Origin of the sequence: Photobacterium sanctipauli (assembly GCF_003026495.1) — a bacterium.
GTDB lineage: Bacteria > Pseudomonadota > Gammaproteobacteria > Enterobacterales > Vibrionaceae > Photobacterium > Photobacterium sanctipauli.
In genome coordinates, this window is record NZ_PYMA01000002.1 from 327,481 (window position 1) to 352,259 (window position 24,779).

The 24,779-nt window shown below is 46.6% G+C and carries 17 protein-coding genes and 8 tRNA genes; 19 read left to right on the top strand and 6 right to left on the bottom strand.

The annotated features are described in order from the left end of the window. Positions 1 to 3: 3 nt before the first annotated feature. The 6 genes from pgsA (at position 4) to C9I98_RS04655 (ending at position 1,367) form a co-directional block, all read left to right on the top strand. Entirely contained in the window at positions 4 to 561 is a 558-nt protein-coding gene (gene pgsA, locus C9I98_RS04630; RefSeq protein WP_036821692.1) for a CDP-diacylglycerol--glycerol-3-phosphate 3-phosphatidyltransferase, read from the top strand. 285 nt (positions 562 to 846) lie between these two features. Further along, positions 847 to 920 (top strand) — tRNA-Cys (locus tag C9I98_RS04635). Positions 921 to 944: 24 nt separating this feature from the next. Further along, positions 945 to 1,020: transfer RNA gene (locus C9I98_RS04640), tRNA-Gly, on the top strand. 79 nt (positions 1,021 to 1,099) lie between these two features. Then, positions 1,100 to 1,186, top strand: a tRNA-Leu gene (locus tag C9I98_RS04645). Between the two features lie 25 nt (positions 1,187 to 1,211). Next, a tRNA-Gly gene (locus C9I98_RS04650) sits at positions 1,212 to 1,287 on the top strand. 6 nt (positions 1,288 to 1,293) lie between these two features. Then, positions 1,294 to 1,367, top strand: a tRNA-Cys gene (locus tag C9I98_RS04655). 50 nt (positions 1,368 to 1,417) lie between these two features. Here the strand turns inward: C9I98_RS04655 and C9I98_RS04660 are convergent. Both C9I98_RS04660 and C9I98_RS04670 read right to left on the bottom strand, forming a co-directional pair. After that, positions 1,418 to 2,101, bottom strand: coding sequence for a hypothetical protein (locus tag C9I98_RS04660; protein ID WP_036818923.1), 684 nt, complete (start codon positions 2,099 to 2,101; stop codon positions 1,418 to 1,420). Between the two features lie 211 nt (positions 2,102 to 2,312). Further along, positions 2,313 to 3,335: a PTS sugar transporter subunit IIC gene (locus C9I98_RS04670; protein WP_036818925.1), complete on the bottom strand. Its 1,023-nt coding sequence runs from the start codon at positions 3,333 to 3,335 to the stop codon at positions 2,313 to 2,315. Between the two features lie 978 nt (positions 3,336 to 4,313). Here C9I98_RS04670 and C9I98_RS04675 point away from each other — a divergent pair. From C9I98_RS04675 to C9I98_RS04705, 7 genes are all read left to right on the top strand, one after another. Further along, positions 4,314 to 7,211: a pyridoxal phosphate-dependent class III aminotransferase gene (locus C9I98_RS04675; protein WP_107271636.1), complete on the top strand. Its 2,898-nt coding sequence runs from the start codon at positions 4,314 to 4,316 to the stop codon at positions 7,209 to 7,211. Positions 7,212 to 7,286: 75 nt separating this feature from the next. Next, a complete protein-coding gene (locus C9I98_RS04680) occupies positions 7,287 to 8,531 on the top strand; it encodes a carboxynorspermidine synthase (RefSeq protein ID WP_107271637.1) in 1,245 nt (414 codons plus the stop codon). Positions 8,532 to 8,783: 252 nt separating this feature from the next. Beyond that, the gene (nspC, locus tag C9I98_RS04685) at positions 8,784 to 9,923 is read left to right on the top strand and encodes a carboxynorspermidine decarboxylase (RefSeq protein ID WP_036827453.1); all 1,140 of its coding nucleotides are present in this window, start codon (positions 8,784 to 8,786) and stop codon (positions 9,921 to 9,923) included. Between the two features lie 200 nt (positions 9,924 to 10,123). Then, entirely contained in the window at positions 10,124 to 11,068 is a 945-nt protein-coding gene (locus C9I98_RS04690) for an MBL fold metallo-hydrolase (RefSeq protein ID WP_211318302.1), read from the top strand. Between the two features lie 162 nt (positions 11,069 to 11,230). Continuing rightward, positions 11,231 to 11,304: transfer RNA gene (locus tag C9I98_RS04695), tRNA-Cys, on the top strand. Between the two features lie 79 nt (positions 11,305 to 11,383). After that, positions 11,384 to 11,470 (top strand) — tRNA-Leu (locus tag C9I98_RS04700). A gap of 25 nt (positions 11,471 to 11,495) precedes the next feature. After that, positions 11,496 to 11,569, top strand: a tRNA-Cys gene (locus tag C9I98_RS04705). Between the two features lie 90 nt (positions 11,570 to 11,659). On the opposite strand, the gene C9I98_RS04710 is transcribed toward C9I98_RS04705, so the two are convergent. After that, positions 11,660 to 12,139, bottom strand: a complete 480-nt coding sequence (locus tag C9I98_RS04710) for an SRPBCC domain-containing protein (RefSeq protein WP_036825536.1) — start codon at positions 12,137 to 12,139, stop codon at positions 11,660 to 11,662. 107 nt (positions 12,140 to 12,246) lie between these two features. Between C9I98_RS04710 and C9I98_RS04715 the strand changes: the two genes are divergently transcribed. Continuing rightward, complete coding sequence (locus C9I98_RS04715) at positions 12,247 to 13,092, top strand: enoyl-CoA hydratase/isomerase family protein (RefSeq protein ID WP_036825539.1); 846 nt, start codon at positions 12,247 to 12,249, stop codon at positions 13,090 to 13,092. A 54-nt stretch (positions 13,093 to 13,146) separates the two neighbouring features. Here the strand turns inward: C9I98_RS04715 and C9I98_RS04720 are convergent, their stop codons facing one another. Next, positions 13,147 to 13,755 carry a LysE family translocator gene (locus tag C9I98_RS04720; RefSeq protein ID WP_107271638.1) on the bottom strand — a complete coding sequence of 203 codons (609 nt, stop codon included), beginning with the start codon at positions 13,753 to 13,755 and terminating at the stop codon, positions 13,147 to 13,149. 330 nt (positions 13,756 to 14,085) lie between these two features. Between C9I98_RS04720 and C9I98_RS04725 the strand changes: the two genes are divergently transcribed. Beyond that, on the top strand, positions 14,086 to 15,567 hold the full coding sequence (locus C9I98_RS04725; protein WP_107271639.1) for a YfcC family protein: 1,482 nt from the start codon (positions 14,086 to 14,088) through the stop codon (positions 15,565 to 15,567). A gap of 357 nt (positions 15,568 to 15,924) precedes the next feature. Here C9I98_RS04725 and C9I98_RS04730 read toward each other — a convergent pair whose 3' ends face one another. Next, the gene (locus tag C9I98_RS04730) at positions 15,925 to 18,168 is read right to left on the bottom strand and encodes an acetyl-CoA hydrolase/transferase C-terminal domain-containing protein (protein ID WP_036825849.1); all 2,244 of its coding nucleotides are present in this window, start codon (positions 18,166 to 18,168) and stop codon (positions 15,925 to 15,927) included. A gap of 304 nt (positions 18,169 to 18,472) precedes the next feature. Here C9I98_RS04730 and C9I98_RS04735 point away from each other — a divergent pair, with 304 nt between their 5' ends. From C9I98_RS04735 to C9I98_RS04745, 3 genes are all read left to right on the top strand, one after another. Further along, entirely contained in the window at positions 18,473 to 18,823 is a 351-nt protein-coding gene (locus C9I98_RS04735) for a phasin-related domain-containing protein (RefSeq protein WP_051901999.1), read from the top strand. 75 nt (positions 18,824 to 18,898) lie between these two features. Then, on the top strand, positions 18,899 to 20,566 hold the full coding sequence (locus C9I98_RS04740) for a wax ester/triacylglycerol synthase family O-acyltransferase (protein ID WP_036818747.1): 1,668 nt from the start codon (positions 18,899 to 18,901) through the stop codon (positions 20,564 to 20,566). A 227-nt stretch (positions 20,567 to 20,793) separates the two neighbouring features. After that, complete coding sequence (locus C9I98_RS04745) at positions 20,794 to 22,437, top strand: hypothetical protein (RefSeq protein ID WP_107271640.1); 1,644 nt, start codon at positions 20,794 to 20,796, stop codon at positions 22,435 to 22,437. Between the two features lie 77 nt (positions 22,438 to 22,514). Here the strand turns inward: C9I98_RS04745 and C9I98_RS04750 are convergent, their stop codons facing one another. Further along, the gene (locus tag C9I98_RS04750; RefSeq protein WP_036829861.1) at positions 22,515 to 22,781 is read right to left on the bottom strand and encodes an acyl-CoA-binding protein; all 267 of its coding nucleotides are present in this window, start codon (positions 22,779 to 22,781) and stop codon (positions 22,515 to 22,517) included. A 355-nt stretch (positions 22,782 to 23,136) separates the two neighbouring features. Here C9I98_RS04750 and C9I98_RS04755 point away from each other — a divergent pair, with 355 nt between their 5' ends. Then, entirely contained in the window at positions 23,137 to 24,774 is a 1,638-nt protein-coding gene (locus C9I98_RS04755; protein ID WP_107271641.1) for a GMC family oxidoreductase, read from the top strand. Positions 24,775 to 24,779 lie beyond the last annotated feature (5 nt).

Sequence of the window (24,779 nt, forward strand, 5' to 3'; positions counted from 1 at the left end):
ATTATGCGTTTAACAATTCCGAATATCTTGAGCTTCATCCGACTGTTGCTGATCCCTGTTTTCGTTGTCACGTTTTATCTGCCATATAGCTGGTCAGCATTTGCCACAGCGTTGATTTTCTTGATCGCAGGGATAACAGACTGGTTTGATGGCTACCTTGCAAGAAAGCTAAATCAAACAACCCGCTTTGGTGCTTTCATCGACCCTGTTGCTGATAAAGTCATGGTGGCAACGGCCTTGGTGCTGGTGGTAGAGCATTACCATTCTGTTTGGGTAACGATTCCCGCTATTACGATGATTGGCCGTGAGATCATCATTTCTGCCTTGCGAGAGTGGATGGCCGAGCTGGGTAAACGCTCGAATGTGGCTGTGTCATGGGTGGGTAAGGTTAAGACTGCCTCTCAAGTCGTCGCACTTATTTTGCTATTGTGGCATCCGGTTCCTTGGGTGACATGGTTGGGTTACGCTTCTTTGTATGTTGCAACTGTGCTGACTTACTGGTCGATGTACATTTACCTACGAGCAGCAAAAGATGATTTGCTAAATCCTGAACATATGTAATCACAGCATTCAGGTTTAAAGATAACGAAAAGTGGCCAAGTGCCACTTTTTTGGTATTTAGGTAATACCTATACCCAAGTTACTGCAAGGTGCAGGATTTAGAGAAGTGTCTTATTGTTTTGAGGCTGCTTCCTTGTTGGGCTTTTGAGCGGTTAGATCGAGAATTGTCGCGGTTGGTTGAAAATGAAGCGAACGGCTTGGTTTTCTGCATTTTATGCGTGACAGCCTGAAACGGATGTGTAAAATGGCTGCCATACCAAACGGGGAACTCCCCGGAAAGGTTAAGGCGCGTTGGCAGAGTGGCTATGCAGCGGATTGCAAATCCGTGGACCTCGGTTCGACTCCGGGACGCGCCTCCATTCTCTTTTTGAGAATACAAATAAGCGACACTAGCTCAGCTGGTAGAGCGCAACCTTGCCAAGGTTGAGGTCACGAGTTCGAACCTCGTGTGTCGCTCCAAACAAAAAGATATGGCTAATTAGCGGTATCAAGATGGTGTCAACTGTTTCAGTTAAACGGCATCGCAACGTATTTGCGTGCCCTGGTGGTGGAATTGGTAGACACAAGGGATTTAAAATCCCTCGGCGTTCGCGCTGTGCCGGTTCAAGTCCGGCCCGGGGCACCATCTCAAACATTGAGAAAAGAATTAAGCGACACTAGCTCAGCTGGTAGAGCGCAACCTTGCCAAGGTTGAGGTCACGAGTTCGAACCTCGTGTGTCGCTCCAAATTAAGGCGCGTTGGCAGAGTGGCTATGCAGCGGATTGCAAATCCGTGGACCTCGGTTCGACTCCGGGACGCGCCTCCATATAAGAAAGCCCGATACGAAAGTATCGGGCTTTTTTTATTTTGAATTCATCATATTACACGCTTTGTTCTTACCCTATACAGTCCCGCTAGGGCAATGATCATAATGGCAAGGCTGCCTGGTGCTGGAATCGTTGAGTTTCTTAGGCTATTCAAATCGTTGAGATCACTGGGAAAAGGATTATTACCATCTTGCCTGTTCCATAGCACGAACCTGTCGACAAATGTTAGCCTCTCTCGCGCCCCAACGGTGAACTCAAGCACAGTGCCGACATCGCTGATATCTACCGTGTAATTACCCTCACCTCGGGTATCTACCCAATCGTAAGGGCCGGAAGAAGTGTTTGGCGATATACGGTTATTGGTCACGAGATCCAAACCAAAATCACCAGAGGGCGGGATGTAGAGTGAGTTACAGCAGCCGCCTGAACCGCGCATCAGTACAAATAGCTCATAAGTGCCAGCTTGATTGAACAGGATCGAATAAGTGGCATGGCCATCGTCTATGGATTGGTCACCGCTTCTCGGGGCAACAATGGCTTGTCCGCCACTTGCTGAAGCATCGTTTTGGATCTCAAAGGTACGTTGGTCGCCATCGGGATCAGTGATTGTGCCTATTTCAGCTTCCCAAGCGACATAGTTATCGCCGCTACCCTGGATAATTGGACCTGCTAACGTCTGACTACTCAATAGACTGGAAAAAATAAAACAGGCAAAAGCGTGTTTAATTGTCATCGTCATGCTTTCCATCAGTAAATGCTGTGAGTGTATGAACACCAAGCAGGACGTATGCCATGATTTTTTATTATTAATGAACAAAGGCTTAATGTTGGCGTTGTTGCTGAAACAGTGAAGGGTGTAAATTTTTCTGACACTGGTGTCTAGTATAACCCTCAAGCAAATGAAAGTGCTTGAGGGTTAAGTTGCTGCTGATAGTCGTTAGCGATTAACCATTGGAAAATCGTTGCAATGGCACTTTTTCAGCCAGCAAGCTGTTATAAATACGGTTACCAATAACCCCGCCAAGTAAACCAGCAATCGCAGCGGCACAAACTGCCATGAATAATGTTTGCGGGTCGTTGAAGGCGATGGAAGCGAGCAAGCCTGGAATTGGCGCAGCACTGCCTGGTGCGTCGTTAATGATGCCGAAGTAGGCGGCAATCGTGCCAGCGAAGGCCCCGCCTATAAAGTTCGACATGAATATTGGCACCGGATTACGAGTAACAATATGTGCTTGGGTGAGTGGCTCTAACATGACACTCACGGTATTGCTTGATTTGCCAAGTTTAAGCGCATGGAAGATGTAGCCGTTGGTAAATGATCCACCTACGCACGCCACCGCAGCGATACCCATTGGCAGCCCTGTTAATCCAAGCATTGCGGTAAGCGCCATAGAGCTAAGCGGTGAAGTACAGACCATTTTGATGAGGCCACCGAGCAGGAAGCCCATTGCAAGTGGTGACAGCAAGGTAGCTTCGGTGATCATGTTCGCGAGCGTCCCCATGAGCAACTCAAGCCCCGGACTGATAAAGATACCAGCCAAGCGGGCAATGGGTGCAATTACGAGTACCCCGGCAATGACATCGACCCCTTCAGGTAGGTATTTCTTAAATAGTGGCACGGCAAACGAGAAGCTATAGCCCACGATGAAACCTTCAAGTATGCCCAGATTCGCCATGGCCAGACCGGTAACAATGGCAAATACAGGCTGGGTGCCCATACGAAGCATAACTAAGGTAGCGGCGGCTATCCCACCCATGCCTCCCACCATATTACCGAACTCGGCCAGGTAAGAGATACCGAGGAGGTTACCCATAACGTATTTATGAATAGCTTCAACCAAGAAGGTGGCAATGGCAGCATCGGCAAGGCCACTCATGGCAGCCGTACCATTGGGGGCTTTAAAACTAAATAACGAGAACAGACAAAGCGCACCCAGAAGTGCGGCAATTCCTAGAATAATTTCCATATTAATCCCTTGAAATGTAGAGGTGAAAAAGATCGTAATCAGGAGTGACGACCGGGATCGGGAATGGAGAGAAGGGTGTGTTTATGGCTGGAGTAGGCTGGCTTACTGCTTAACAGACTGCAAGCAATTGTCTTAACTCAGGGCTGAGTGCCAGCGCTGTAACAGTGTTGCACTTTATTGGTGTGTAATAGAGTCATAACTTAAATCTCACGATGTATGAACAAGTGTTACAGTAGCATAATAAACTTGGTTAAATCTTGAGCCCCTTCATATTATTCCTCAGATTTGTACTTTAGCTGGTCGATAAGTCCAATTATCACACTTATTAACTGTGATGGTTTGGTTACAAATATAGTTGTAACTTTTGTAAATAGTGCTTGGCATGCACATTCTCAATGTGTTAGTTTTCTTTCCAATCTCAGACGCTAAGATCTGGGGCACAGGTATTGTGTAGTATTCAGGCTGATTGCCGCACAATACACCGTAGGTACTAAAAAGTATAAGTTGTACACCTTTTAGTAGAAGGGAATTAATGCGCTGTCCTGCGAAGTTAGCAGGGGCATGTTGAGGGAACCCAACGTGAAACTAATGACACACTCCACCACAATCAGCTTCGTCCTACCCAATTGCAGTATTATTACTGAGCCTTGATCTTTCCGATCACACCGACGGTTACCCAATGAACTGAGCATAAACAGTATCAATGCGCCTGAAACACACAGGTATGGATACTTGGCTATTGTTTGTTGATTTGTATGTCGTATATCTCAATACGGCTATTGCGAGCTAATTAGCTTTTCTTACAGCTATATGCACTCAACCGTTAAGTACCTTATCAATACACTGACGTAAACGTTTGGCTTTAGTGCCATGGTGAGCAGTGGTAGTTTCTTGCGTCTCGATAGCGAGTTATTGGGCATAAGCAAGGCGGTACTAACATGAGCGACAAGTGCATGTAATGTGATAGATGGAAAAATCATGAGTAATGTATTTGAGCTTGATGACTTGAAACTGGCGTCTGATGTCCCAGTTGTTCATGAAGTCTATGATCTAACACCTGACGAATTACTGCTAAGCCAAGAGCACTATGAATCAGAAGTGCGTTCTTACCCTCGTCGTTTGCCTTTGGCCATAGCTAAAGCATCTGGTGCTTTAGTTGAAGATACCCGAGGCCAATTATTTTTGGACTGCTTAGCCGGCGCCGGTACGTTGGCGATGGGTTATAACCACCCTGAAATTAACCAAGCAATTGTGGAGCAGCTACAATCAGGCCTGCCATACCAAACCTTGGATATTACAACGCCAGTAAAAGATAAGTTCATTAAAGAACTCATGAACTTCTTGCCGGGTGAGTTTGCTAAAAATGCCCGAATTCAGTTCTGTGGCCCATCGGGTGCCGATGCGGTAGAGGCGGCGATCAAGCTTGCCAAGCAGACCACTGGCCGAAATACCATGGCGGCTTTCCACGGTGCATATCATGGTATGACCAATGGCACGATGGCGATGATGGGCAACCTTGGTACCAAGGCTCGTCGTCAAGGTCTGATGGCTGATGTTCATTTCCTCCCATTCCCTTATAGCCTGCGTTGCCCGTTTGGCCTTCATGGTGAAGAGGGCGCGAAGCAAAGCATCCGCTATATCGAGCGCATGCTAAACGATGATGAAAGCGGTGTGCAAAAACCGGCTGCTATCATTGTCGAGCCGGTGCAAGGCGAAGGTGGCGTGATACCAGCCCCTGCATTCTGGCTGCGTGAATTACGCCGCATTACCCAAGAGCATGGCATTTTACTGATCTTTGATGAGATCCAGTGCGGTATTGGTAAGACGGGATCTAACTTTGCCTTTGAAGAGTCGGGTATTACGCCTGATATCTTGTGCCTGTCTAAGGCCGTTGGTGGCGGTTTGCCGATGTCGGTGCTGATCTTCGACAAGTCGATTGATACCTGGAAGCCAGGCGAACATACCGGCACTTTCCGTGGCAACCAACTCGCCATGGCGACGGGTGCCAAAGCGCTTGAGATTATTCAACGAGATAACTTGGTTGAACATGCTCAACAAGCAGGCCAATACTTACGCGAAGGCTTAGAGCGTATTGCCCAATACACTGATTGTATTGCGGAAGTGCGCGGTAAAGGGTTGATGCTGGGGATTGAAATATGTCGACCTGATGGCGCTAAAAACAAATTTGGCGAGCCTGAAGCCGACCCTGAATTGACGGTTGCGATTCAGCGAGCGGCACTCGAGCGTGGTTTGATCATTGAAAAAGGTGGTCGCCAAGGCTCGGTACTTCGTTTCCTTCCGCCATTGATCATTAGCTATGAGCAAATTGATTTTGCCCTTGATGCGATGAGCAAGGCGATTATTGCAACAGCGGGTCCTGCCAAGGTGAAAGAACCTGTTATTGCAGAAGCTGCAGATTGGCGTAATCACTTTATCCATACAGGCAAGGGTGGTGCGGAACAATTCGAATCTGCACTGAATCAGACAACGCAGGTGCTGAAGAAAGTCTTTGAGAATACCGATTCGCCATATTCAGGCATGGATCCTCAATTACTGAAATCCATGATCAACAATATTGATCTTGATAACCAGCAGATGCCGCTGGATCTGGTGATTGAGCAAACCGGCGAGTTAATCGCCAAGAACTCAATCATGGTTCAGCATCCACATTGCATCGCGCATCTTCATACTCCGCCGCTGCTGCCAGCTGTTGCGGCAGAAGCCTTTATTGCTGCGCTAAACCAATCAATGGATTCCTGGGACCAAGCCAGTGCGGCAACGTTTGTCGAGCAAAAGGTGGTTGATTGGCTATGTGAGTTATACCAACTAGGCAAACAGGCTGACGGCGTGTTTACCAGCGGTGGAACTCAGTCGAACTTGATGGGTTTATTACTCGCTCGTGATTGGGCTGCTGATACCATTTCTGGCCATAACATCCAGAAACAGGGCTTGCCAGATTATGCCGGCAAGCTTCGTATTCTGTGCTCGAAGAAATCGCACTTTACCGTTCAAAAGTCAGCATCATTGATGGGGCTTGGTGAAAACGCGGTTGTGACTGTTGATACCAATCAAGACGGCACGATCAAGCTGGCCTCCCTCGTCAATACCATTGAATCATTGAAAAACGACGGTCTGTTGCCGTTTGCGATGGTCGGGACGGCGGGTACCACTGATCATGGTGCGATTGATGATCTTACCGGTATGGCCGATGTTGCCCAGCAGCATAACTTGTGGCTTCACGTCGATGGGGCATACGGCGGCGCGCTGATCTTGAGTCGTCATAAAACGCGCCTGCATGGTATAGAGCGAGCAGATTCTGTCAGTGTTGACTTCCATAAGCTGTTCTATCAGCCGATTAGCTGTGGTGCGGTACTGATCAAAGATAAAGAGAACTTCAAGTACCTGCTTCACCATGCTGATTACCTAAACCGTGAAGACGACCTGCTACCAAACTTGGTGGATAAGTCGATAGCGACCACCAAGCGTTTCGATGCCCTAAAGGTGTTGATGACGATGCAGTGTGTTGGCCCTCAGGTGCTGGGTGCAATGTATGACCATTTGTTGAATCAAACCCAGCAGGTAGCGGATTTAATCAACCAGTCAGCAGAGTTTGAACTGCTGGCCGATCCGGCTCTATCAACCGTGCTGTTCCGTTTTGTCGGTAGCAATGAAGAGTCGAAGCTAGATGGAATTAACAAACAATTACGCATTGATGCACTGACTCAAGGCAAGGCAGTACTGGGTGAAACCGTGGTTGATGGCAAGGTTGCCCTCAAGTTCACTATTTTGAACCCGTGTCTGACAATGTCTGACTTTGAATCATTACTAACAGAAATCAACCTGGTTGCAGCGCAAGCTGAAAGCAAGCTGGGTTAATAAACAGGTACGGCACAGTTAGCGAAGTTGGCTGTGCCGGAACACTCACTCATTTAATTATGGAATAAGAAAGAAATGGCAATTCTACAGATTGGTGCTGGTGGTGTTGGCTGGGTAGTTGCACATAAGGCAGCTCAGAATAACGACGTTCTCGGTGATATCACTATTGCTTCACGCACTGTGGCTAAATGCGAGAAGATCATTGAGTCGATCAAAAACAAAAACAATTTAAAAGATCCAACAAAGAAGCTAGAAGCTCGCGCAGTCAATGCTGATGACGTGGATGCACTAGTCGCACTGATCAAAGAAGTTCAACCGGATCTTGTGATCAACGCCGGTCCTCCGTGGGTAAACATGACCATCATGGAAGCGTGTTACCAAGCGAAAGTGTCTTACCTCGATACCTCTGTTGCAGTTGATCTATGTTCTGAAGGTCAGCAAGTACCGCAAGCATACGACTGGCAGTGGGGCTACCGCGAGAAGTTCGAAGAAGCGGGTATCACAGGTATCCTTGGCGCTGGTTTCGATCCAGGCGTAGTTTCTGTGTTTGCGGCATACGCTGTGAAGCACTTGTTCGATGAAATTGACACCATTGACGTGATGGACGTTAACGCCGGTGACCACGGCAAGAAGTTCGCAACCAACTTCGACCCAGAAACCAACATGCTGGAAATCCAAGGTGATTCTTTCTACTGGGAAAATGAAGAGTGGAAACAAGTACCGTGTCACTCGCGTATGCTTGAGTTCGACTTCCCACTAGTAGGTAAGCATAAAGTTTACTCGATGGCGCACGATGAAGTTCGTTCGATGAAAGAGTTCATCCCGGCTAAGCGTATCGAGTTTTGGATGGGCTTCGGTGACAAATACCTGAACTACTTTAACTGCATGCGTGATATCGGCCTATTAAGCCCAGACCCGCTTACACTGCATGACGGCACCGTGGTTCAGCCTCTGCATGTTCTAAAAGCACTTCTGCCAGACCCAACGTCTCTAGCACCGGGCTACACAGGTAAAACTTGTATCGGTACTTGGGTGCAGGGTAAGAAAGACGGCAAAGAGCGCAGCGTATTCATCTATAACAATGCCGACCACGAAGTGGCTTACCAAGACGTAGAGCACCAAGCGATCTCTTACACCACTGGTGTGCCAGCGATCACCGCAGCACTTCAGTTCTTCCGTGGCGAGTGGGCTGATAAAGGTGTGTTCAACATGGAACAGCTAGACCCAGATCCGTTCCTAGAAACGATGCCGTCAATTGGTCTTGATTGGCATGTTCAGGAACTAGAAGTAGGTCAGCCTGACATCAAAATCCTGAAGTAAGGCCCTGAGCTGGTTGTTTCTCTTCATGGCGGTGTCGGAAGTGCTCATTTATGGCTATAAACTCCGTGCTTCCTCCTAACCCTGAAGAGAAACACCGGCGCTCAGAGCCTTATTTGGATAGTAATATCAGAAGGGAGCAGTTGTTGCTTGGGGTATTTCTCTGCATTGTCTTGTTTGAGCGAATTGAGTTACCAAGCAGAGAAATACCCCAAGCAACTATCGGGCAGACCAACCTGAATGCGGAATAGAACAATGACATTTAAGAAAGAAGAATTGAAAACACCTTACTTCATGATCAATGAAGATAAGCTGATTGCCAACTTGGAAAAAGCCAAGCAACTAAAAGAGCTGTCTGGTGTTAAGCTGGTGCTGGCATTGAAGTGCTTTTCAACCTGGGGCGTGTTTGACATCATTCAACCATACCTTGATGGCACAACCAGTAGCGGCCCGTTTGAAGTCAAGCTGGGCTACGAAACCTTCGGTGGCGAAACACATGCTTATAGCGTGGGTTACAGCGAAGACGACGTACGTGAAGTTGCTGACATCTGCGACAAAATGATCTTCAACTCTCAGAGCCAGCTGGCTGCCCACCGCCACATCGTGGAAGGCAAAGTGTCACTGGGGCTGCGCCTGAACCCAGGTGTGAGCTACGCAGGCCAAGATTTGGCGAACCCTGCCCGTCAATTCTCTCGCCTGGGCGTACAGGCTGATCACATTAAGCCAGAAGTATTCGAAAATCTTGATGGCGTCATGTTCCACATGAACTGCGAGAACAAAGATGTGGATGCCTTTATCGGTCTGCTTGACTCGATTTCTGAGCAGTTCGGCGCATACCTCGATAAGCTTGAGTGGGTTAGCCTTGGTGGTGGCGTGTTCTTTACTTGGCCTGGCTACGATATTAAGAAGCTGGCACAGGCGCTGAAAGCTTTCTCAGAAAAACATGGTGTGCAGTTATACCTCGAGCCGGGTGAAGCGATCATCACCAAGACCACCGATTTGGTGGTAACTGTGGTTGATATCGTTGAGAACGGTATGAAAACGGCGATTGTTGACTCGGCAACGGAAGCGCACCGGTTAGATACCCTGATTTACGATGAGCCAGCCTCTGTTTTTGAAGCGAAAGAGAATGGGGTACACGAGTATGTCATCGGTTCATGCTCGTGCTTAGCAGGCGATCAGTTCTGTGTCGCTAACTTTGATCAGCCTCTAGAGATTGGTCAGAAGCTGCATATTATGGATAGCGCCGGTTATACCATGGTGAAGCTGAACTGGTTCAACGGCCTGAAAATGCCATCAATCTATTGCGAACGCAGTAGCGGTGAAATCCAAAAATTGAACGAATTTGGCTACGAAGATTTTAAGCGGTCACTGTCGCAGTGGTCGGTAAAGTAAGCATTAGATGAGTGGTAAAAGTGCTGGCGACAGAGACTGTTGTCAGCACTTTTTTGTTTTTATTGCCAGTATCCTGAGTTTAAATAGCACTTAATGGAATTTGATTAATGTATTAAGTTGTTTTAAGGGCTGCCTCTTCCGTTGTTAAATTTTGGTTATATAATTATTAATTAATATATTAACTAAAAGAGAGGTGTAACGTGAAGAAAGTATTGGTTTCATTGTGTCTTGCATTTGGGATGGCTGCCGCCACTCAGGCTGCACCAGCAGAAAAGTCGCCTGAATTGAAATTAATTACATTGGGCACGAAAGGCGGGCCTTCACTGCTAACCAGTAAGCGCTTAGCGCATTCTAATGTTTTAATGGTTGGCGATGATGCATACCTCATCGATGCGGGTTATGGTGCCAGTTTACGCTTGCTTGAAGCTGGTATCCCTCTGAAAAAGATAAAGGGTATTTTCCTTACTCACCTACACAGTGATCATACGCTGGATTACCCAGCCTTACTGGTAAATGCTTGGTCTACTGGATTAAAAACACCGATCAAAGTCTATGGCCCTAAAGGCATCGAGCAAATGCATGAATCGGCGTTGAAAACCTACCAAATCGATATAGACCAACGTATTGATTTCGAAAACCGTCCTGATCTGTACAAGCTTATTGAGATCAATGAGATGAAAGAAGGGGAGGTGTTCGATAACGGTACACTAAAAGTTAGCTCTATCGCGGTTCCTCATAGCCCGTTTGAAATGGGCGAAGCATTCGCATTGAAATTCGAAGTGGGCGGAAAGATGATTGTCTCATCTGGTGATGTGTCTTATTACCCACCATTGGGGGATTTTGCTAAGAATGCAGATATCCTACTACACGAAGTTGTTTATCCGCAGGGCGTAGCGAATCTCGTTAACCGAATTAACGGCTCTGGTGGCGAAGATATTGCCAAGGCAATCCTTATTCACCACACGTCTGCGCGAGATGTTGGCAAAATTGCGCAGAAGGCACAACCAACAAAGTTAGTATTGACTCACCTTATCCCAGCTGATGATCCAGATATTACGGATCAAACTTGGATTGATATGGTGAATAAAGAATACCAAGGCGATGTAGTCGTTGCTAAAGATGGTATGGAATTTCTCTTAGACTAACCTTCGCTTGAGTTATGAACATATACCGGGTGTATTTTGAGTGATTGTGATGTTAAATCACCACTCAATAATATATCCGGTATTTTTTATTGACTCACTTATAAAAATCAGTAAATTACACCACGTACCGCAGCGGGGCAGCCCAAGCGGAACAACAATTAAGGCGCGTTGGCAGAGTGGCTATGCAGCGGATTGCAAATCCGTGGACCTCGGTTCGACTCCGGGACGCGCCTCCATACAAAATGATATGGCTAATAAGCGGTATCAAGATGGTGTTAACTGTTTCAGTTGAACGGCATCGCAACGTATTTGCGTGCCCTGGTGGTGGAATTGGTAGACACAAGGGATTTAAAATCCCTCGGCGTTCGCGCTGTGCCGGTTCAAGTCCGGCCCGGGGCACCATCTCAGTTTGATGAGAACAAAATTTGGCGCGTTGGCAGAGTGGCTATGCAGCGGATTGCAAATCCGTGGACCTCGGTTCGACTCCGGGACGCGCCTCCATATAAGAAAGCCCGATACGCAAGTATCGGGCTTTTTTGCATTTATTATTCCATTCCTCAGCCATTTTTCATCATTTAATGGGGAGATAAGCTAAGTATCGCAGGTTTGCTGTTGGATCTGCTTCAGCCATTTATGGTGATATGAAGCAATGCGGCTGGTATTAAAGTAGCGAGTCAGCCAAGTTAGGCCGCCACGCTGAGTAGATTCAGTGATGACCCGACAGCCTTTGTCGTTAGGCTCGATGAGCCAAGCATGGTACATATCTACCTCACCACACTTTCCCCGCCATGCTATCCGATGGTTGGGGACATACTCCACAACGGTACAAGTAAAATTCATTCCGGTTGTTTTCCAGCGAAAGAGCGAGCCTTTGGTGAGCTCGACACCATCGCCGTTTAATATTTGTACCGAAGTCTTGCTGTTGCTCCAGCTTGGCCAGTATGGCGCATGAACCAGTAATGACCAGACAGGCGGAGCATCAACCTCGATGAGTAGTTCATTGCTGACATGGAGCTGAGCATGCCTCGGGTGATAATAATCTGGCCAATGGATCCCCTTATGACCTTGCATCGCATTAACCTTTTATTTGTCGACTTAATATAAAGGTAGCAAAACTGTATCTTGAGGCGACCTAGGTGTACAGTTGAATAGGTAACTTGTTCAAGGAGGGAACATTGATGAATACGTTGAACCTTGGCGCAACCTCAGCTTCTTATCTTAATACCCAATTGGAGGCAGGGGTGTTGACTGTCACCATGAACCGGCCTGAAAAATTAAATGGCTGGACGATGGAGATGATGTTGGCCATTCAAGCAGCCTTCGCGGCGGCCAATGAGCGTGATGATGTAAAGGCGGTCATCTTTACCGGGACGGGAAAGTACTATTCAGCCGGTGTAAACCTGGGTGGCACCTTGAAAATAATGGCACCAAAGAAGCTCAAGGCGTTAATTACCAAGAACAACCAAGCACTATTCGATACATTTCTAAACTGTTCCAAGCCGTTGTTGATCGCGGTGAATGGACCCGCGATAGGGGCGAGCGTGACCTCCGCGACGCTTGCTAACTATGTTATCGCCTCTGAAAGTGCCACGTTCTCTACGCCGTTTGCAGCATTGGGCATTACGCCCGAAGGGTGTTCGAGTATTCATTTTCCTCGTCTTATCGGTGAAGAAAATGCCCGCCGTATGCTCGGGCAAGAAGGGTGGAAACCCGATGCCAAGGAGGCGCTGCAAGCCGGGCTTGTCCAAGCTGTCGCCCCGGCAGATAGCTTAATGGATGAAGCGCAGCGAATCGCACGAAGCTGGGTGGAAAAAGAAGAAACGCGCACATTTTTAGCTGGCAGTGAACTGGCAAACTTACGTGAAACCAATGCAGCAGAGTCTGAGCAGTTGGCATCCGCATTTCTCGGCGCGAAATTCTTGCAAGCGCAAACCCGTTTTCTCTGGAAAAAGCAGAAGTACGTACCTGCGTTGATGTTTGTCTCTCTGCTGGTTTCCCGCCCATTGTGGGCAAAGCTATTATAGAGGAATCAATAATAGAGAAAACAGCATTAGAGAAAGCTATGGCGGAGCCTTGGGCTAGTTTGCTATCTCAACAAAGTTATACGTGCCAAACAAGCAGATAGCCAAACCGCCGAGTAGTTGTAGGTAGAATGGGAAAGTAATGGCGTCGTATTCGTTTTTCATCGCGCAGCCTGATACAGCTAAGATACATTGGATGATCAAACTGCCGATGAAGATGGCGCCAGCTAACTGAAGGGCAAAGAATAGATCGAGTTGTTCTGCTGAATGACCGATAAAAGCAGATAGGGCAATGATAGCGATAGGATTGGCCAGCGTGATATAGAACGTAGAGCGGAAGCCGAGTTTTTTCTTCTTGCGGTACACATTGGCGAGTAACTTGGTGTTCTTTAACGCGTTGTACATGACGTAAAAGCCCATGATGATCAGTACCCAAGAAGACATCAAGATAATTTGGTACTGATAGTTCGCCATATTGTTAATGATTAGGGTGCCAACAATAAAGCTGATTAAGGCATAGAAGTAGTCGGCAGCGGCTGCGCCTACAGCACTGCGTACTGCCGCCATATAGCCATGATGCATGCCATTGTTTAAAACGAGAATGGCTATAGGACCAACAGACAAAGAGAGAATGAGACCGAACAGGATCGCTTTCATCATTTCCATACCTACCTCCCCAGCTTATACAGACAACCACACTGTTTTATTTAAAGCATAGACATGAAAAGTCACGGTGTGCCACAGGCTTACTCGATTCTCATTTGTTTAACGCTTATAGACAATTCTTCTATTATCTCATTGATATTAAATATATATTCCATTTAGGTGCATAATTGCACTCTCAATGTACATAAAATTTCATGTGAAGCTACTCACATTAACTAAATTGTATACTTCTTATGCCTTCAATTGGATACTATCTTAGCTAAATGTTAAATCTATTAACAACTAATTGTTGTTTTGTTTACATTGGTTCTTTAGTAAGTGAGGGTTAAGATGGAAGCACAATCGAATGGCAACAAGGATGATGTCATCAAGGGGGGAGGGAATGGAGCCCTTCCTTCTTCAGAGCAGCCCAAAAAATGGGAAATGCCTGATATATATATAATATTAACAGTGATGATCTTGATTGTTTCTGTCTTAACCTATGCGATTCCGACAGGTAAGTTTGATCGGGTAACCTTGGAGAACGGCCGCGAAACAGTGGTTGCGGGTTCCTATCAACTTGTTGAGGCGACACCCGTTGGGATTATGGATGTCGTGACTGCAGTACCGAGAGGGTTGAGTGAAGCCTCTGTCGTGGTATTCCTTACGCTGTTGGTTGGTGGTTCGATTGGTGTCCTACAGCGAACCGGTGTCATCAATTATGGGGTTAATGTACTGATCAAGCAGTTGGGCTCAGCCACATACCTCATGGTACCTATTCTAATGATAGTGTTCGCTGCTATCTGCTCGTTCATTGGTACGCCGGAATTGGGCATTGCCTACTTGCCTATAGTGACGCCGCTTATGTTGAGGCTGGGGTATGACTCAATGACAGCGGTGGCGACAGTATTGATTAGCTGCACATTTGGCTTTGCATTTGGCATTACTTCGCCAACCAACGTGGGGTTAGGCCACATGTTAGCAGAGCTCCCTATGTTCTCGGGGGCTGGTTTCCGTGTCATGGTACTGTCATTGGTGATGGTGGTATCGATTGGCTATGTTGTGATGTATGCACGTAAAGTGAAGGCGAATCCACAGTTAAGCGTGACCTACGATAATGATGTGAAGCTAAAGCTGACTTTGCTAGGCCAAGGTGATGATGCATCGAGCGATGAGCCAGAGCCGACAACACGCTTGAAAGTGGCGGGGTTGGCAACCTTGGTGATGTTTGTTGGCATTATTGCTTCAACGCTCAAGTTCAGCCTCGGATTCTATGAGTTGTCAGGGCTGTTTATGACCATGGCGATTATTACCTCGATCATTATTGGTCACCGCGGTAATCAGATTTGCGATAACTTTAACAGCGCTTTTCAAGGTATGTTGGTCGGTGCGCTGATCACAGGGGTTGCCAGGGCGGTATCTGTGGTACTGACCGATGGTCAAATCCTAGATACAATTGTATACAATCTATCTGAAATGCTGGGCTCTCTTCCGAATTCGATTACGTCGATTGGTATTTTGCTCACTCAGGCCGTATTTAACTTCCTAGTTCCATCAGGTAGCGGTCAAACATTACTTACCTTGCCAATCTTGTTGCCACTTGCAGATCTTATTGGTTTAACAAGGCAAATTGTGATCCTTGCAACGCAGTGGGGCGATGGCGTCACGAATATTCTGTTCCCGACTTCGGGCTACTTCATGGCAATTTTGGTGATGGCGAAAGTGGATTATGTCAAGTGGGTGAAATTCTTCTTCCCGCTACTTGCTGCCGTGCTGGCTATTGCCGTGGCTTTCTTGCTGGTTGCCCAGGCCATTAATTTAGGTCCGTTCTAAGCAAGGGTAGTTATACAGCTTGAGTTAGCTTGAGCATAAGCCCAATCCGTTTGGGTGTAAGGAGACAGAGAAAGGAGGCTTGTAGGGAGCCTCCTTTTTCATTTTAAACGAAGGTCGTTGAGTGATTGTTGCTATGGCGCCTTGTTTTCTTTTTTGGGTTTTATTGGCTGGTCGCCAATAGTGGTTTTTCCTGGGCATACACGTTTTACCGGGCACTTGTGGCATCCCCAAACCGCTGCGTAGGGGCATAGGGCGAGCTTCCTATCTGCTTTTGACATTGAACACCTCTTTTTTGCTTCTTATACAAAAAGAAAAGTACCCACTAGTTAGCGGGTACTTTTTCCTATAACGCAGTGATTACTTAGTTAGTTCAGCAATCAGTAGCTTTTGCGTGATTTTTTCTTCAAAGCTTGCTGGCTTATTGAGTCCAATGCGCTTGAGCAGTATCTCAGTATTGTGGTCAAGTTTTGGACCTTGCAACGCATTGGCAATGGCTTTGATTTTTCCTGATGTTGTTGCCGTTTTGGCTTTCAGGGTTTTAAGGGCCTTACCCAACTTCAGCTCTTGGTCAGTGAAGCTACAGCCGAACGGGAATGGGCCGAACAGGCCTTGGTCGGTGTATTTCTTATAGAACTGCTGGATAGCCTCAGGGGTATTGTTGGCGTACTCTTTCGGGATTTGGTAATCCTTGGCGACTTTGCCTGCGGCTTTGGCATCAGCCAGTAGCTGTTGCTGGAAGCGTGAGTCGGCAATCTTAATCAGCTCGGTGTAAACCACGTGATCCGGCTTGCCGCGCAAATCTGCAATGCCGTATTCGGTGATCACGATATCACGCAGCTGGCGCGGGATAGTGTTGTGGCCGTAATTGAACAAGATGTTTGACTTGAGCTTACCATTACGGAAAGTCGTTGCCCGGATCTTGATGATCGAACGTGAATCTCGCATCTGATGTGATTGGGCAACAAAGTTGTATTGACCACCCACGCCACTAACGACCTGACCATTTTCCAACGCATCTGAAATAACAGAGCCATCAAGCGTGACCATCATGCCTGAGTTAACAAAACGGGCATGCTTGCGTTGTGCTTGCTTGATTTGCTGGTTACCCAACATGTGATCATAAAGATCATTGACGTAGTTAACACTGGTCATGCAGAACTTGCGATGATCATCGTCGGTGAGGTTGTTCAGATCGTCGTAAAAGTCTTTCGGACCAATAAAGAATGCACCGTGAATGACGACACCGCCAATTAGCTTCTCGCCAAGTGCATGCTTTTCAAGCCATTCTAGCGTGTCAGTTGCGCTTAAGTTTGCAGAGGCCGTTTCTTGTTGGGCAATGATGTTGCCATCAACCAGCTTGATGTAAGGCTTGAAGATACCAAAGCGCTTGAGGTAGGTAACATCATCAGTCGTTAAGGTTTCGTTGATAGCGCCATGTTCAAGCAGGGCACGAATGGTGGCCAACGAAACATCGGTCGAGATGGCTTTCTTGTTGATCAGGGTTTGAATGGTAAGGTCTTCAAATACTTCGCGCTTTAGGATCCCAGCCTTGTAAAGGTGCATGAAGCCATCAACCATTAACTCACTGCAACCGTACAGGCCTTCATCGAACTTTCCACTGTCGCCAACAGATTTGCAAACAGGGAATTTGTTATAGATGTTGAGGTCGGAAAGCATGCTGTTGTACATGCGGTTGTTTTGGTGGCGTACCAAGGTGCTATAGGTAAGTGCGCTGCTTAGCGAACCGATACCCACCTGGAGGGTGCCGCCATCTTTTAGCAGGCTACAAGCGTAAAGACCAATTAGGTGATCCTCAGCTGAAATGCTGCCATGCGGGGCAGCAAAGAGTGAGTAGTCTTTGTGGTCAGGTTTACTGTTGCCATCAAGGATAAAGTCGAATTCAGTATTGGCCACTTCGGCATGGTTGCGCATAAATGGCATATTGGTGTTTACCTCACCAACCACAGCAAGTGGCATGCCTTGGGCTTTCAACTTATCCATTTCAGGGATTAAATCTAATGCGAGATCTGAATTACTACATAGGCTGTATGTCGTGACATCGTTAACAGTACGCTTAGCGACAAGTTGGGCAATAACATTAACGCCTTTATCAAGTAAGTCGCGTACCGCATGGGTATAGTTGGTACTGGTGTAGTTTTGCTGTTGCGGTGAGTTCATAAAGCTACCTGCTTTAAAGAAGAACTCACTGATAGTGATGTTGCTAGGTACTTTACCCGCACGCAAATCGAGGATGTAATCAATATCGGGTACGCCGTCAAACTCCCTTGCCACAAAAGGTTCTAGGAAGTTGCGCTCGATTTTACTCTTGCCAACTGGCTTTTCTAGGGTGATGCCGGTTTCGATGCGAAGATTGATGGTTGGATCGGCTTTGGCGCGCTGGTACATGGCATTCACAAAGCTGATTGGTTTGCCTATGGCTAGCGGGGCACCTAGGACAATATTCTTACCAACGGCTTTGATCACCTGATCGACGAGTTGTTCGGCAGAGTCGACTACCGTAGCTGGTGGCTTAGTGTTTTCAACAGACGCGATCAGTGTAGGCGCACGAAAGTCGGCTTCAACCAATTCTAATACTGACATTATGCATTCCTTGTTCTGGTTATATTCATGTAAGTTCTTATAGTTATTCCCCCATTGTTTACCCAGAACTTAGAGCCTTCACTCTAGATTTTATACAAATGTTATATTTATATTGAATTGGTGATATTTATCACAATCAGCAATTGATATGTGTAATAAGAATAAAGCAGGCACCATATGGTGCATGATGCGTAGTGTGAGAAGGGCTGCAATTCCTGCCGTGAATTAGAAAGAATGATCTAATTTAACTTGATAGGGTTAAGTTACTAGAAAAGGTACTTCTTTGATTTGCAGAGGAATAAGCATGATTAACCCAATTAAAATGATAGGCAGTGCAAAGTCTGTCGGCGAAACTTCAGTCCGTAACGTTGTTCTGGCTAGCCTAGGGGCTTACAGCAAAGGTTATGAGCAGGCGAGCATGGCCCAGCACATGATGACCAAGCAGTTTGGTGAGTTGGTTTCTCGTGGTGGCGAAGTGGAAACTGAGTTGACTGAGCGTGTGCAGAGTACCAAGAAAATGGTATTTGGCCGTGCCGAATCACAGTTCAACCAGACATTGAATAGCACTTGTGGTATCGACCGTGATCGTATGGGCGATCTAGAAGCGAAAATTGATCGCCTGCAGGCTGCAGTTGAGAAATTGGCAGAAAAATAACAGCGTTATTCATGGCTAGCGATAAATGCAATCGAGACAGATGCATCGCCAAGCAACAACGAAAAGGAACATCATATGCCAAGTTTGTCTCTGCTGGATTTCAGCTTCATTGCATTTGAAACAGCCAAAACACCGATGCATGTTACCGGGTTGGTGATCCTGGAACCACCTAAGGAGCATGCATCGACGTATGCCCAAGATCTTTATTCCCACTTCTTACAGCAACCTGAAACTGTCCCGCCATTTAACTGGAAGTTGAATTGGTCGATGACGGGTAAGCCAAGTTGGTCAACAGTCCGCGAGGTGAACCTTGAAGATCACCTGCGTATCACGATGCTGCCGTCTCCGGGGAGCGAGCAGCAACTACAGCAAGTGGTTGGTCGCTTGCACAGCCAGGTCCTTGATCGTAGTCGCCCAATGTGGGAAGTGTGGGTGATTGGCGGATTGGAAAATGATCGGGTGGCATTGGTATTAAAAATCCACCACTCGATGGCAGACGGCGTGCGAGCCAGTAGTTTGTTCACCCGCAGTTGTGTAAACAATGCCGAAGAGTCATTCAGCAAGCCAATTTGGCAATGCGATCTGCGCAAAACACCAAGCCAGCGCCGTGAGGAAACGCATTTGACCGATATGGTGGTCAAAACGGCCATGACGGCATCAAAACAAATCTCGTTGATCCCTTCCATGTTCCGTCTTGGTAGCAAACTGGCGCTAAAAGCGGTTAACTTGGCTGATTGTGATCTGAAAGTGCCATTTACAGCACCGAAAACCCCGTTTAACTTGAGCCCGAAGAGAAGCAGGGCGGTCAGCCTAGGCCATTTCTCTATTGCTCAACTAAAGCATGTTAGTCGGGTGACTGGTGCATCGATGAACGATATCCTGTTCACCATCAGTGACATCGCTTTGAATCGATACCTGAACGACCGAGCCATTCCGCTTCGTAAGCCGCTTGTTGCAATGATGCCGATTAACCTGCGGGCCAAAGGCGATAACGCAACGAAAGGCAATAAAATGTCGATTGGTCACGTTGAATTGGGCCGTCCGCACTTGTCGCCGTTGCAACGTCTGGAAGCAATCCAGCACGCGACAACCGACTTGAAAAATGAAGCGCTGAATATCTCCCCAGATGCCTACGTAAACTACTCACTGTTGGTGAATGGCGCTTCTTTGATCAGTGGTAAGTTTGGCTTGAACAACTTCATCCCGCCGGCAAGTAACTTGCTTATTTCCAACGTACCGGGTGTGAGTGAGGAGTTGTATTTCAATGGGGCGAGGGTACGTGAACAGTATCCGGTGTCATTGCTAATGCCGGGCCAAACACTGAACATTACCTTCTTTAGCAACGCTGGCATGATGTACTTCTCGTTGGTGGCATGTAATCAATCGCTACCGGGGTTTGAGGTTATCACCGACTATATGTGCGAAGCTTTCGCAGATATCGAGCAAGAGGTAATGGATACCGCAGCTGAGGCTATCGCCGAGCAGTTAGATTTCCAGCATGACAAATCCTTTGCGGTTGAGTTGGCTGTTGAAGCAGCGCAAGATTCAATGACACCTGAGGATGAGGCTTTCGAACGCTTGTACCTAGAGAAGCAGCGTAAAGTAGAAGAGCTTGAAAGGCAGCTGGCTAAGCTAACTGAAATGCTATCAACCACAGTGGATATTGACCCAGATTCGCCTGCGAAGAATCAAGATCAACTTGAAGCCGAGCAAGCGTCTGACAAGGTAAGCCAAGCGAGCTAATCAATCTCGTTTCTCTGGTTCGACATTGAATATGGCCTATTTAACATATTGTTAAATAGGCCTTTTTGTTGGTTGTTCAACTGATGGGTTAATCTTGACTCATTCACATTGATTATATTGATGTTTGTTTTGTGGTGCTTCTATCAATATGTTTTTACAGGTTAATTCAGCGAATTAATGCTTGTACGATCCTGAAGGTTGTTACCAAAACCTAATAGGATGTTGTTATGAATATAAGCAAGGTTGCGTTAGCTGTATCGACAGTGTTTTTGCTTTCTGCATGTGGTGGCGATAGCCAAGAGGCCAGTGATAAAGATACAGATACCGATAATACGACTCAGCCAGAAACAGAAGTGACGGTTGATCTTAGTACATTAAGCGGTTGCTTAGACAGTTTGGCTGGTTTTCCCGTGAATCCGGCGAAGGGCATTAGTGGCCGAGTTGATGCGCGTTTATATCAAGTATCGCGCCTTAATCATGGTGATGATGAAAAAACAGTTTATAAACAGTCAGAGATTGATGTTGGTGAACGGGTCGGTCTGCCAAATGGCCTATTGGCCGATACAAACGTTAAGGTGACCCAGATAACAATAGCGAACCCGGATCTAGAGCCTGACGCATGGAGTCCGAGCTTTGAACACTCTTATGTCAATGCTGATAATCAGCAATACCTCGGTCAGCATGATGTATTTAGTCGGTGGTGGTCAACCAACGTTGATTCCACACAGCCGATGAATTTGAACCTTGACGAAACCACCCAATATTGGATTGAGAGGGTTGACCAATTTTCGCCAGAGCAGCCTGTTAGGCATGAAAATCTCTATGCAACCTATAAAGGTAAAGAAACAATCGAAACGGCATTTGGTGAAAAAGAAACCTGCGTTGTTGAGTACTCATCAGAGCTCGCATTGATGAATACAAGCTTGGATGAGCCCGTAGAAGCTGTTCGCATTGTTGAAAGCAGCACTGACTACCTTGATCAGGATTATTCCATTTTATTATCTGTTCGTGAATACAGTGAGTATGATCCCGCTGACTTAGAAACGGCCACTTGGGGATATAGCGATTATCGGAAAGAGTTAATTGGCCGGGTAAAAGACGAGGTTTTGATTGGCGCTGATCCTGAACAACACCTAGTGCCGGAAGGCGGTTTTACAACAATGGAGCAGTGCTTAGCCTCGTTACCTGATAATGATTACATTGCGGCCCCTGATGCGCAAATTGAATACTTAATGACACGCAGTAAAGGCGAGGCAGAAAGTATGATCGTACAGGATGCGACTTATACTTTAACGCCCCGTGTAGAAGAAGGGGTAAGCTGGAGAGATCATGAAAACTTGAATACCACACGGTTGCATGGTGCTTTTTTTGATTACCAGAACCCAACCGCACCACCGTTTTATGAGTTTACCGAAACCTATTACAGCACCGAAGAAGGTGTTCTGATGGGCTTTGAGGCGACAGAAAATGGCGGAAATGTGACTGCATGGGGAGCCGACAATGTTCTGTCAGAAAGCCAGTCAGCAACGAGCGGTTATCTTTTACCTGATGTTCGTTTGAACCACGGCAAGTTGCTAAATGCAACAGCAGAGCTGGACAATTTTGTACAGGTGATGAGTACGGTATTTGCTGGTGTTGGCACGGCTTGGGACAGTGAATTGGGAGAATTTGTTCCAGCGTGTAAAGAGTACCGTCGTTGGGAAGCAAATTACTATACCGAAGATGGGGCGGTTGCAGTTGATGGTGAAGGTAACCCTGTTGTCGAGTTCTCTGATGAGCGGAACTTTTATGACAATCGCGGCCTTATTGAAAGTTTTCGTACAACGCACAATTGGGACAGCGAAGGTTGGTTGAGAATGATGATTAACTAATTGTTATTTAAACCGTTGATTATAAAACAAAGGCCGCACATGCGGCCTTTGTCGTTTATCGAGTTATGTGCGAGCGATTATGCGTAAGCTGCAGTTAGCTCTTCAACTTTTGCCACGTACTGCTGCATTGCGGTTTCAGAGTCCATACCTTTCAGACCTTCCCATGCATCGTACTTAGCACCGCCTTTGAAATCGAACATGCCAGGGCGTTTGCCGTGCACGTCACCGTCGGTTGCTTGCTTGTATAGCGAGTAAAGGGCAAGTAGCTCGTCGTTTGATGGACGTTTAGTGAGTGCTTTAACGTCAATTTGAGCTTGTTCAAAACTTGCTTTTAGATCTGCCATGATTTGTTCCTTAAATAAATATCTATCCTAGCCAGCGTGGCTGTAAATTATGACCAAGAGGTTGTGCGATATGCTTAGCCACAGTTACTTCATGAAATTAGTTAATATGGTGGAGCCGATTCACTATTCCTTGAACAAATACAATTTACACTGGTACGAGCTGTTGTCTTTAATAAAATGCAAAAAGTTTTATATGGATCACCTTTTAATTTTTCTTGGACAAGTTTTACAAAGATAGACTGTATAAATTACAGACTGATTAAAATACACTATGATTAATTCGAGAGCATATTACGAATAAAGACTGGAATAATTATTTGGCTGGCATCAAATAAGATAATTTCGAGGGATTGCTATGTATGACTTTATTATTGTAGGAGCGGGCTCAGCAGGTTGTGTTCTTGCAAATAGATTATCATCAGATCCAGCTATCAGTGTATGTTTAATTGAGGCCGGCCCAAAGGACTCAAGCCCGATTGTGCATGTACCTTTGGGTATCATTGGCATGATGCACTCAAAAAAAATGAACTGGCGCTATTACACCGAGCAAGAGCCAGCACTACAGGGAAGGAAGTTGTTTTGGCCAAGAGGAAAGACCTTAGGCGGTAGCTCGTCGTCAAATGCGATGTGTTATATCCGTGGTCACGCCACGGATTACGACGAGTGGGAAAGCCTTGGCAACAAAGGCTGGAGCTACGTTGATGTATTACCGTATTTTAAGAAATCTGAACACCAGGAGCGGGGAAGCAACCCTTACCATGGTACAGAAGGGCCGCTGAATGTGGCTGATCTAAGAATTCGAAATCCGTTGTCGGATGCTTTCTTATCAGCCGCGAAGCAGGCTGGCCACAGAATCACTCAAGACTTTAACGGTGATCAGCAAGAAGGGGTTGGCTACTATCAGGTCACGCAGAAAAACGGCCAACGCTGTAGCAGCGCAGTCGCTTATCTTCGTCCTGCAGAGCAACGCCCGAATCTAACGGTTATCACCGATGCCCTCACGACCAAGGTATTGATGGAAGGCAAAACAGCTGTCGGTATAGAGTACGAGAAAGCCGGGCAGCGCCATACCATACATGCTAAGCGGGAAGTGATTTTAAGCGGAGGTGCAATCAATAGCCCGCAGCTGCTTATGCTATCTGGCATAGGTGATCAGTCAGAGCTAGAAGCGCTAGGGATTGAGGTAAAGCATCATTTACCTGGTGTGGGGAAAAACCTTCAAGATCATTTAGATGCATTGACTGTAACCCGAGAGCGAACGTTCCATTCCGTCGGCTTCTCTCCTGTAGCCTTGCTAAGGGCGGTAAAGGGGATTATTGATTATATCCTGTTTAGGAAGGGAAACTTCACCACCAATATCGCCGAGGCTGGGGGGTTTGTTAAAACATCGCCAGAACTGGAAAAGCCGGATGTGCAATTCCATTTTTCGCCATGTTTTCTGGATAATCATGGGCTTAATCTTCTGCAAACGGTGAGGCACGGATACTCATTGCATGCCTGTAACCTAAGGCCGAAAAGCCGTGGCAGCCTTGGTTTGGCAAGCAGCGACCCGGCAGAGCCGCCGGTTATTACCGCCAATTACTTGAGTGATCCTGAAGATATCAAGGTGATGGTAGAAGGGATAAAGCTATCTCGTGAGATCCTGAAACAGTCGGCTTTTGACCACTACCGGGGTGTCGAAGTGTTTCCCGGAAAAGCAATTCAATCTGATGAAGATTTGGCTGCATTTATCCGTAAGAAAGCAGAGTCGATTTACCACCCTGTCGGAACGTGCAAGATGGGGAGTGATCCAGAAGCTGTCGTTGATGAAAAGCTAAAGGTTCATGGTATTTCAGGCTTGCGAGTGGTGGACGCTTCAATCATGCCGACATTGGTTGGGGGAAATACCAATGCGCCAACAATTATGATTGGTGAAAAGGCATCGGATATGATTCTTTCAGATCTTAATGCTGAAAATAAAACGGAAAGCGTTGTTGATAATTGCGCTGCATAAATAAA

Coding starts and splice junctions, on each gene's coding strand:
- C9I98_RS04745 (WP_107271640.1), top strand. CDS start 20,794: ATGAATATAAGCAAGGTTGCGTTAGCTGTATCGACAGTGTTTTTGCTT.
- C9I98_RS04710 (WP_036825536.1), bottom strand. CDS start 12,139: ATGCAAGGTCATAAGGGGATCCATTGGCCAGATTATTATCACCCGAGG.
- C9I98_RS04725 (WP_107271639.1), top strand. CDS start 14,086: ATGGAAGCACAATCGAATGGCAACAAGGATGATGTCATCAAGGGGGGA.
- C9I98_RS04740 (WP_036818747.1), top strand. CDS start 18,899: ATGCCAAGTTTGTCTCTGCTGGATTTCAGCTTCATTGCATTTGAAACA.
- C9I98_RS04660 (WP_036818923.1), bottom strand. CDS start 2,101: ATGACAATTAAACACGCTTTTGCCTGTTTTATTTTTTCCAGTCTATTG.
- nspC (WP_036827453.1), top strand. CDS start 8,784: ATGACATTTAAGAAAGAAGAATTGAAAACACCTTACTTCATGATCAAT.
- C9I98_RS04730 (WP_036825849.1), bottom strand. CDS start 18,168: ATGTCAGTATTAGAATTGGTTGAAGCCGACTTTCGTGCGCCTACACTG.
- C9I98_RS04675 (WP_107271636.1), top strand. CDS start 4,314: ATGAGTAATGTATTTGAGCTTGATGACTTGAAACTGGCGTCTGATGTC.
- C9I98_RS04735 (WP_051901999.1), top strand. CDS start 18,473: ATGATTAACCCAATTAAAATGATAGGCAGTGCAAAGTCTGTCGGCGAA.
- pgsA (WP_036821692.1), top strand. CDS start 4: ATGCGTTTAACAATTCCGAATATCTTGAGCTTCATCCGACTGTTGCTG.
- C9I98_RS04715 (WP_036825539.1), top strand. CDS start 12,247: ATGAATACGTTGAACCTTGGCGCAACCTCAGCTTCTTATCTTAATACC.
- C9I98_RS04720 (WP_107271638.1), bottom strand. CDS start 13,755: ATGGAAATGATGAAAGCGATCCTGTTCGGTCTCATTCTCTCTTTGTCT.
- C9I98_RS04750 (WP_036829861.1), bottom strand. CDS start 22,781: ATGGCAGATCTAAAAGCAAGTTTTGAACAAGCTCAAATTGACGTTAAA.
- C9I98_RS04755 (WP_107271641.1), top strand. CDS start 23,137: ATGTATGACTTTATTATTGTAGGAGCGGGCTCAGCAGGTTGTGTTCTT.
- C9I98_RS04680 (WP_107271637.1), top strand. CDS start 7,287: ATGGCAATTCTACAGATTGGTGCTGGTGGTGTTGGCTGGGTAGTTGCA.
- C9I98_RS04670 (WP_036818925.1), bottom strand. CDS start 3,335: ATGGAAATTATTCTAGGAATTGCCGCACTTCTGGGTGCGCTTTGTCTG.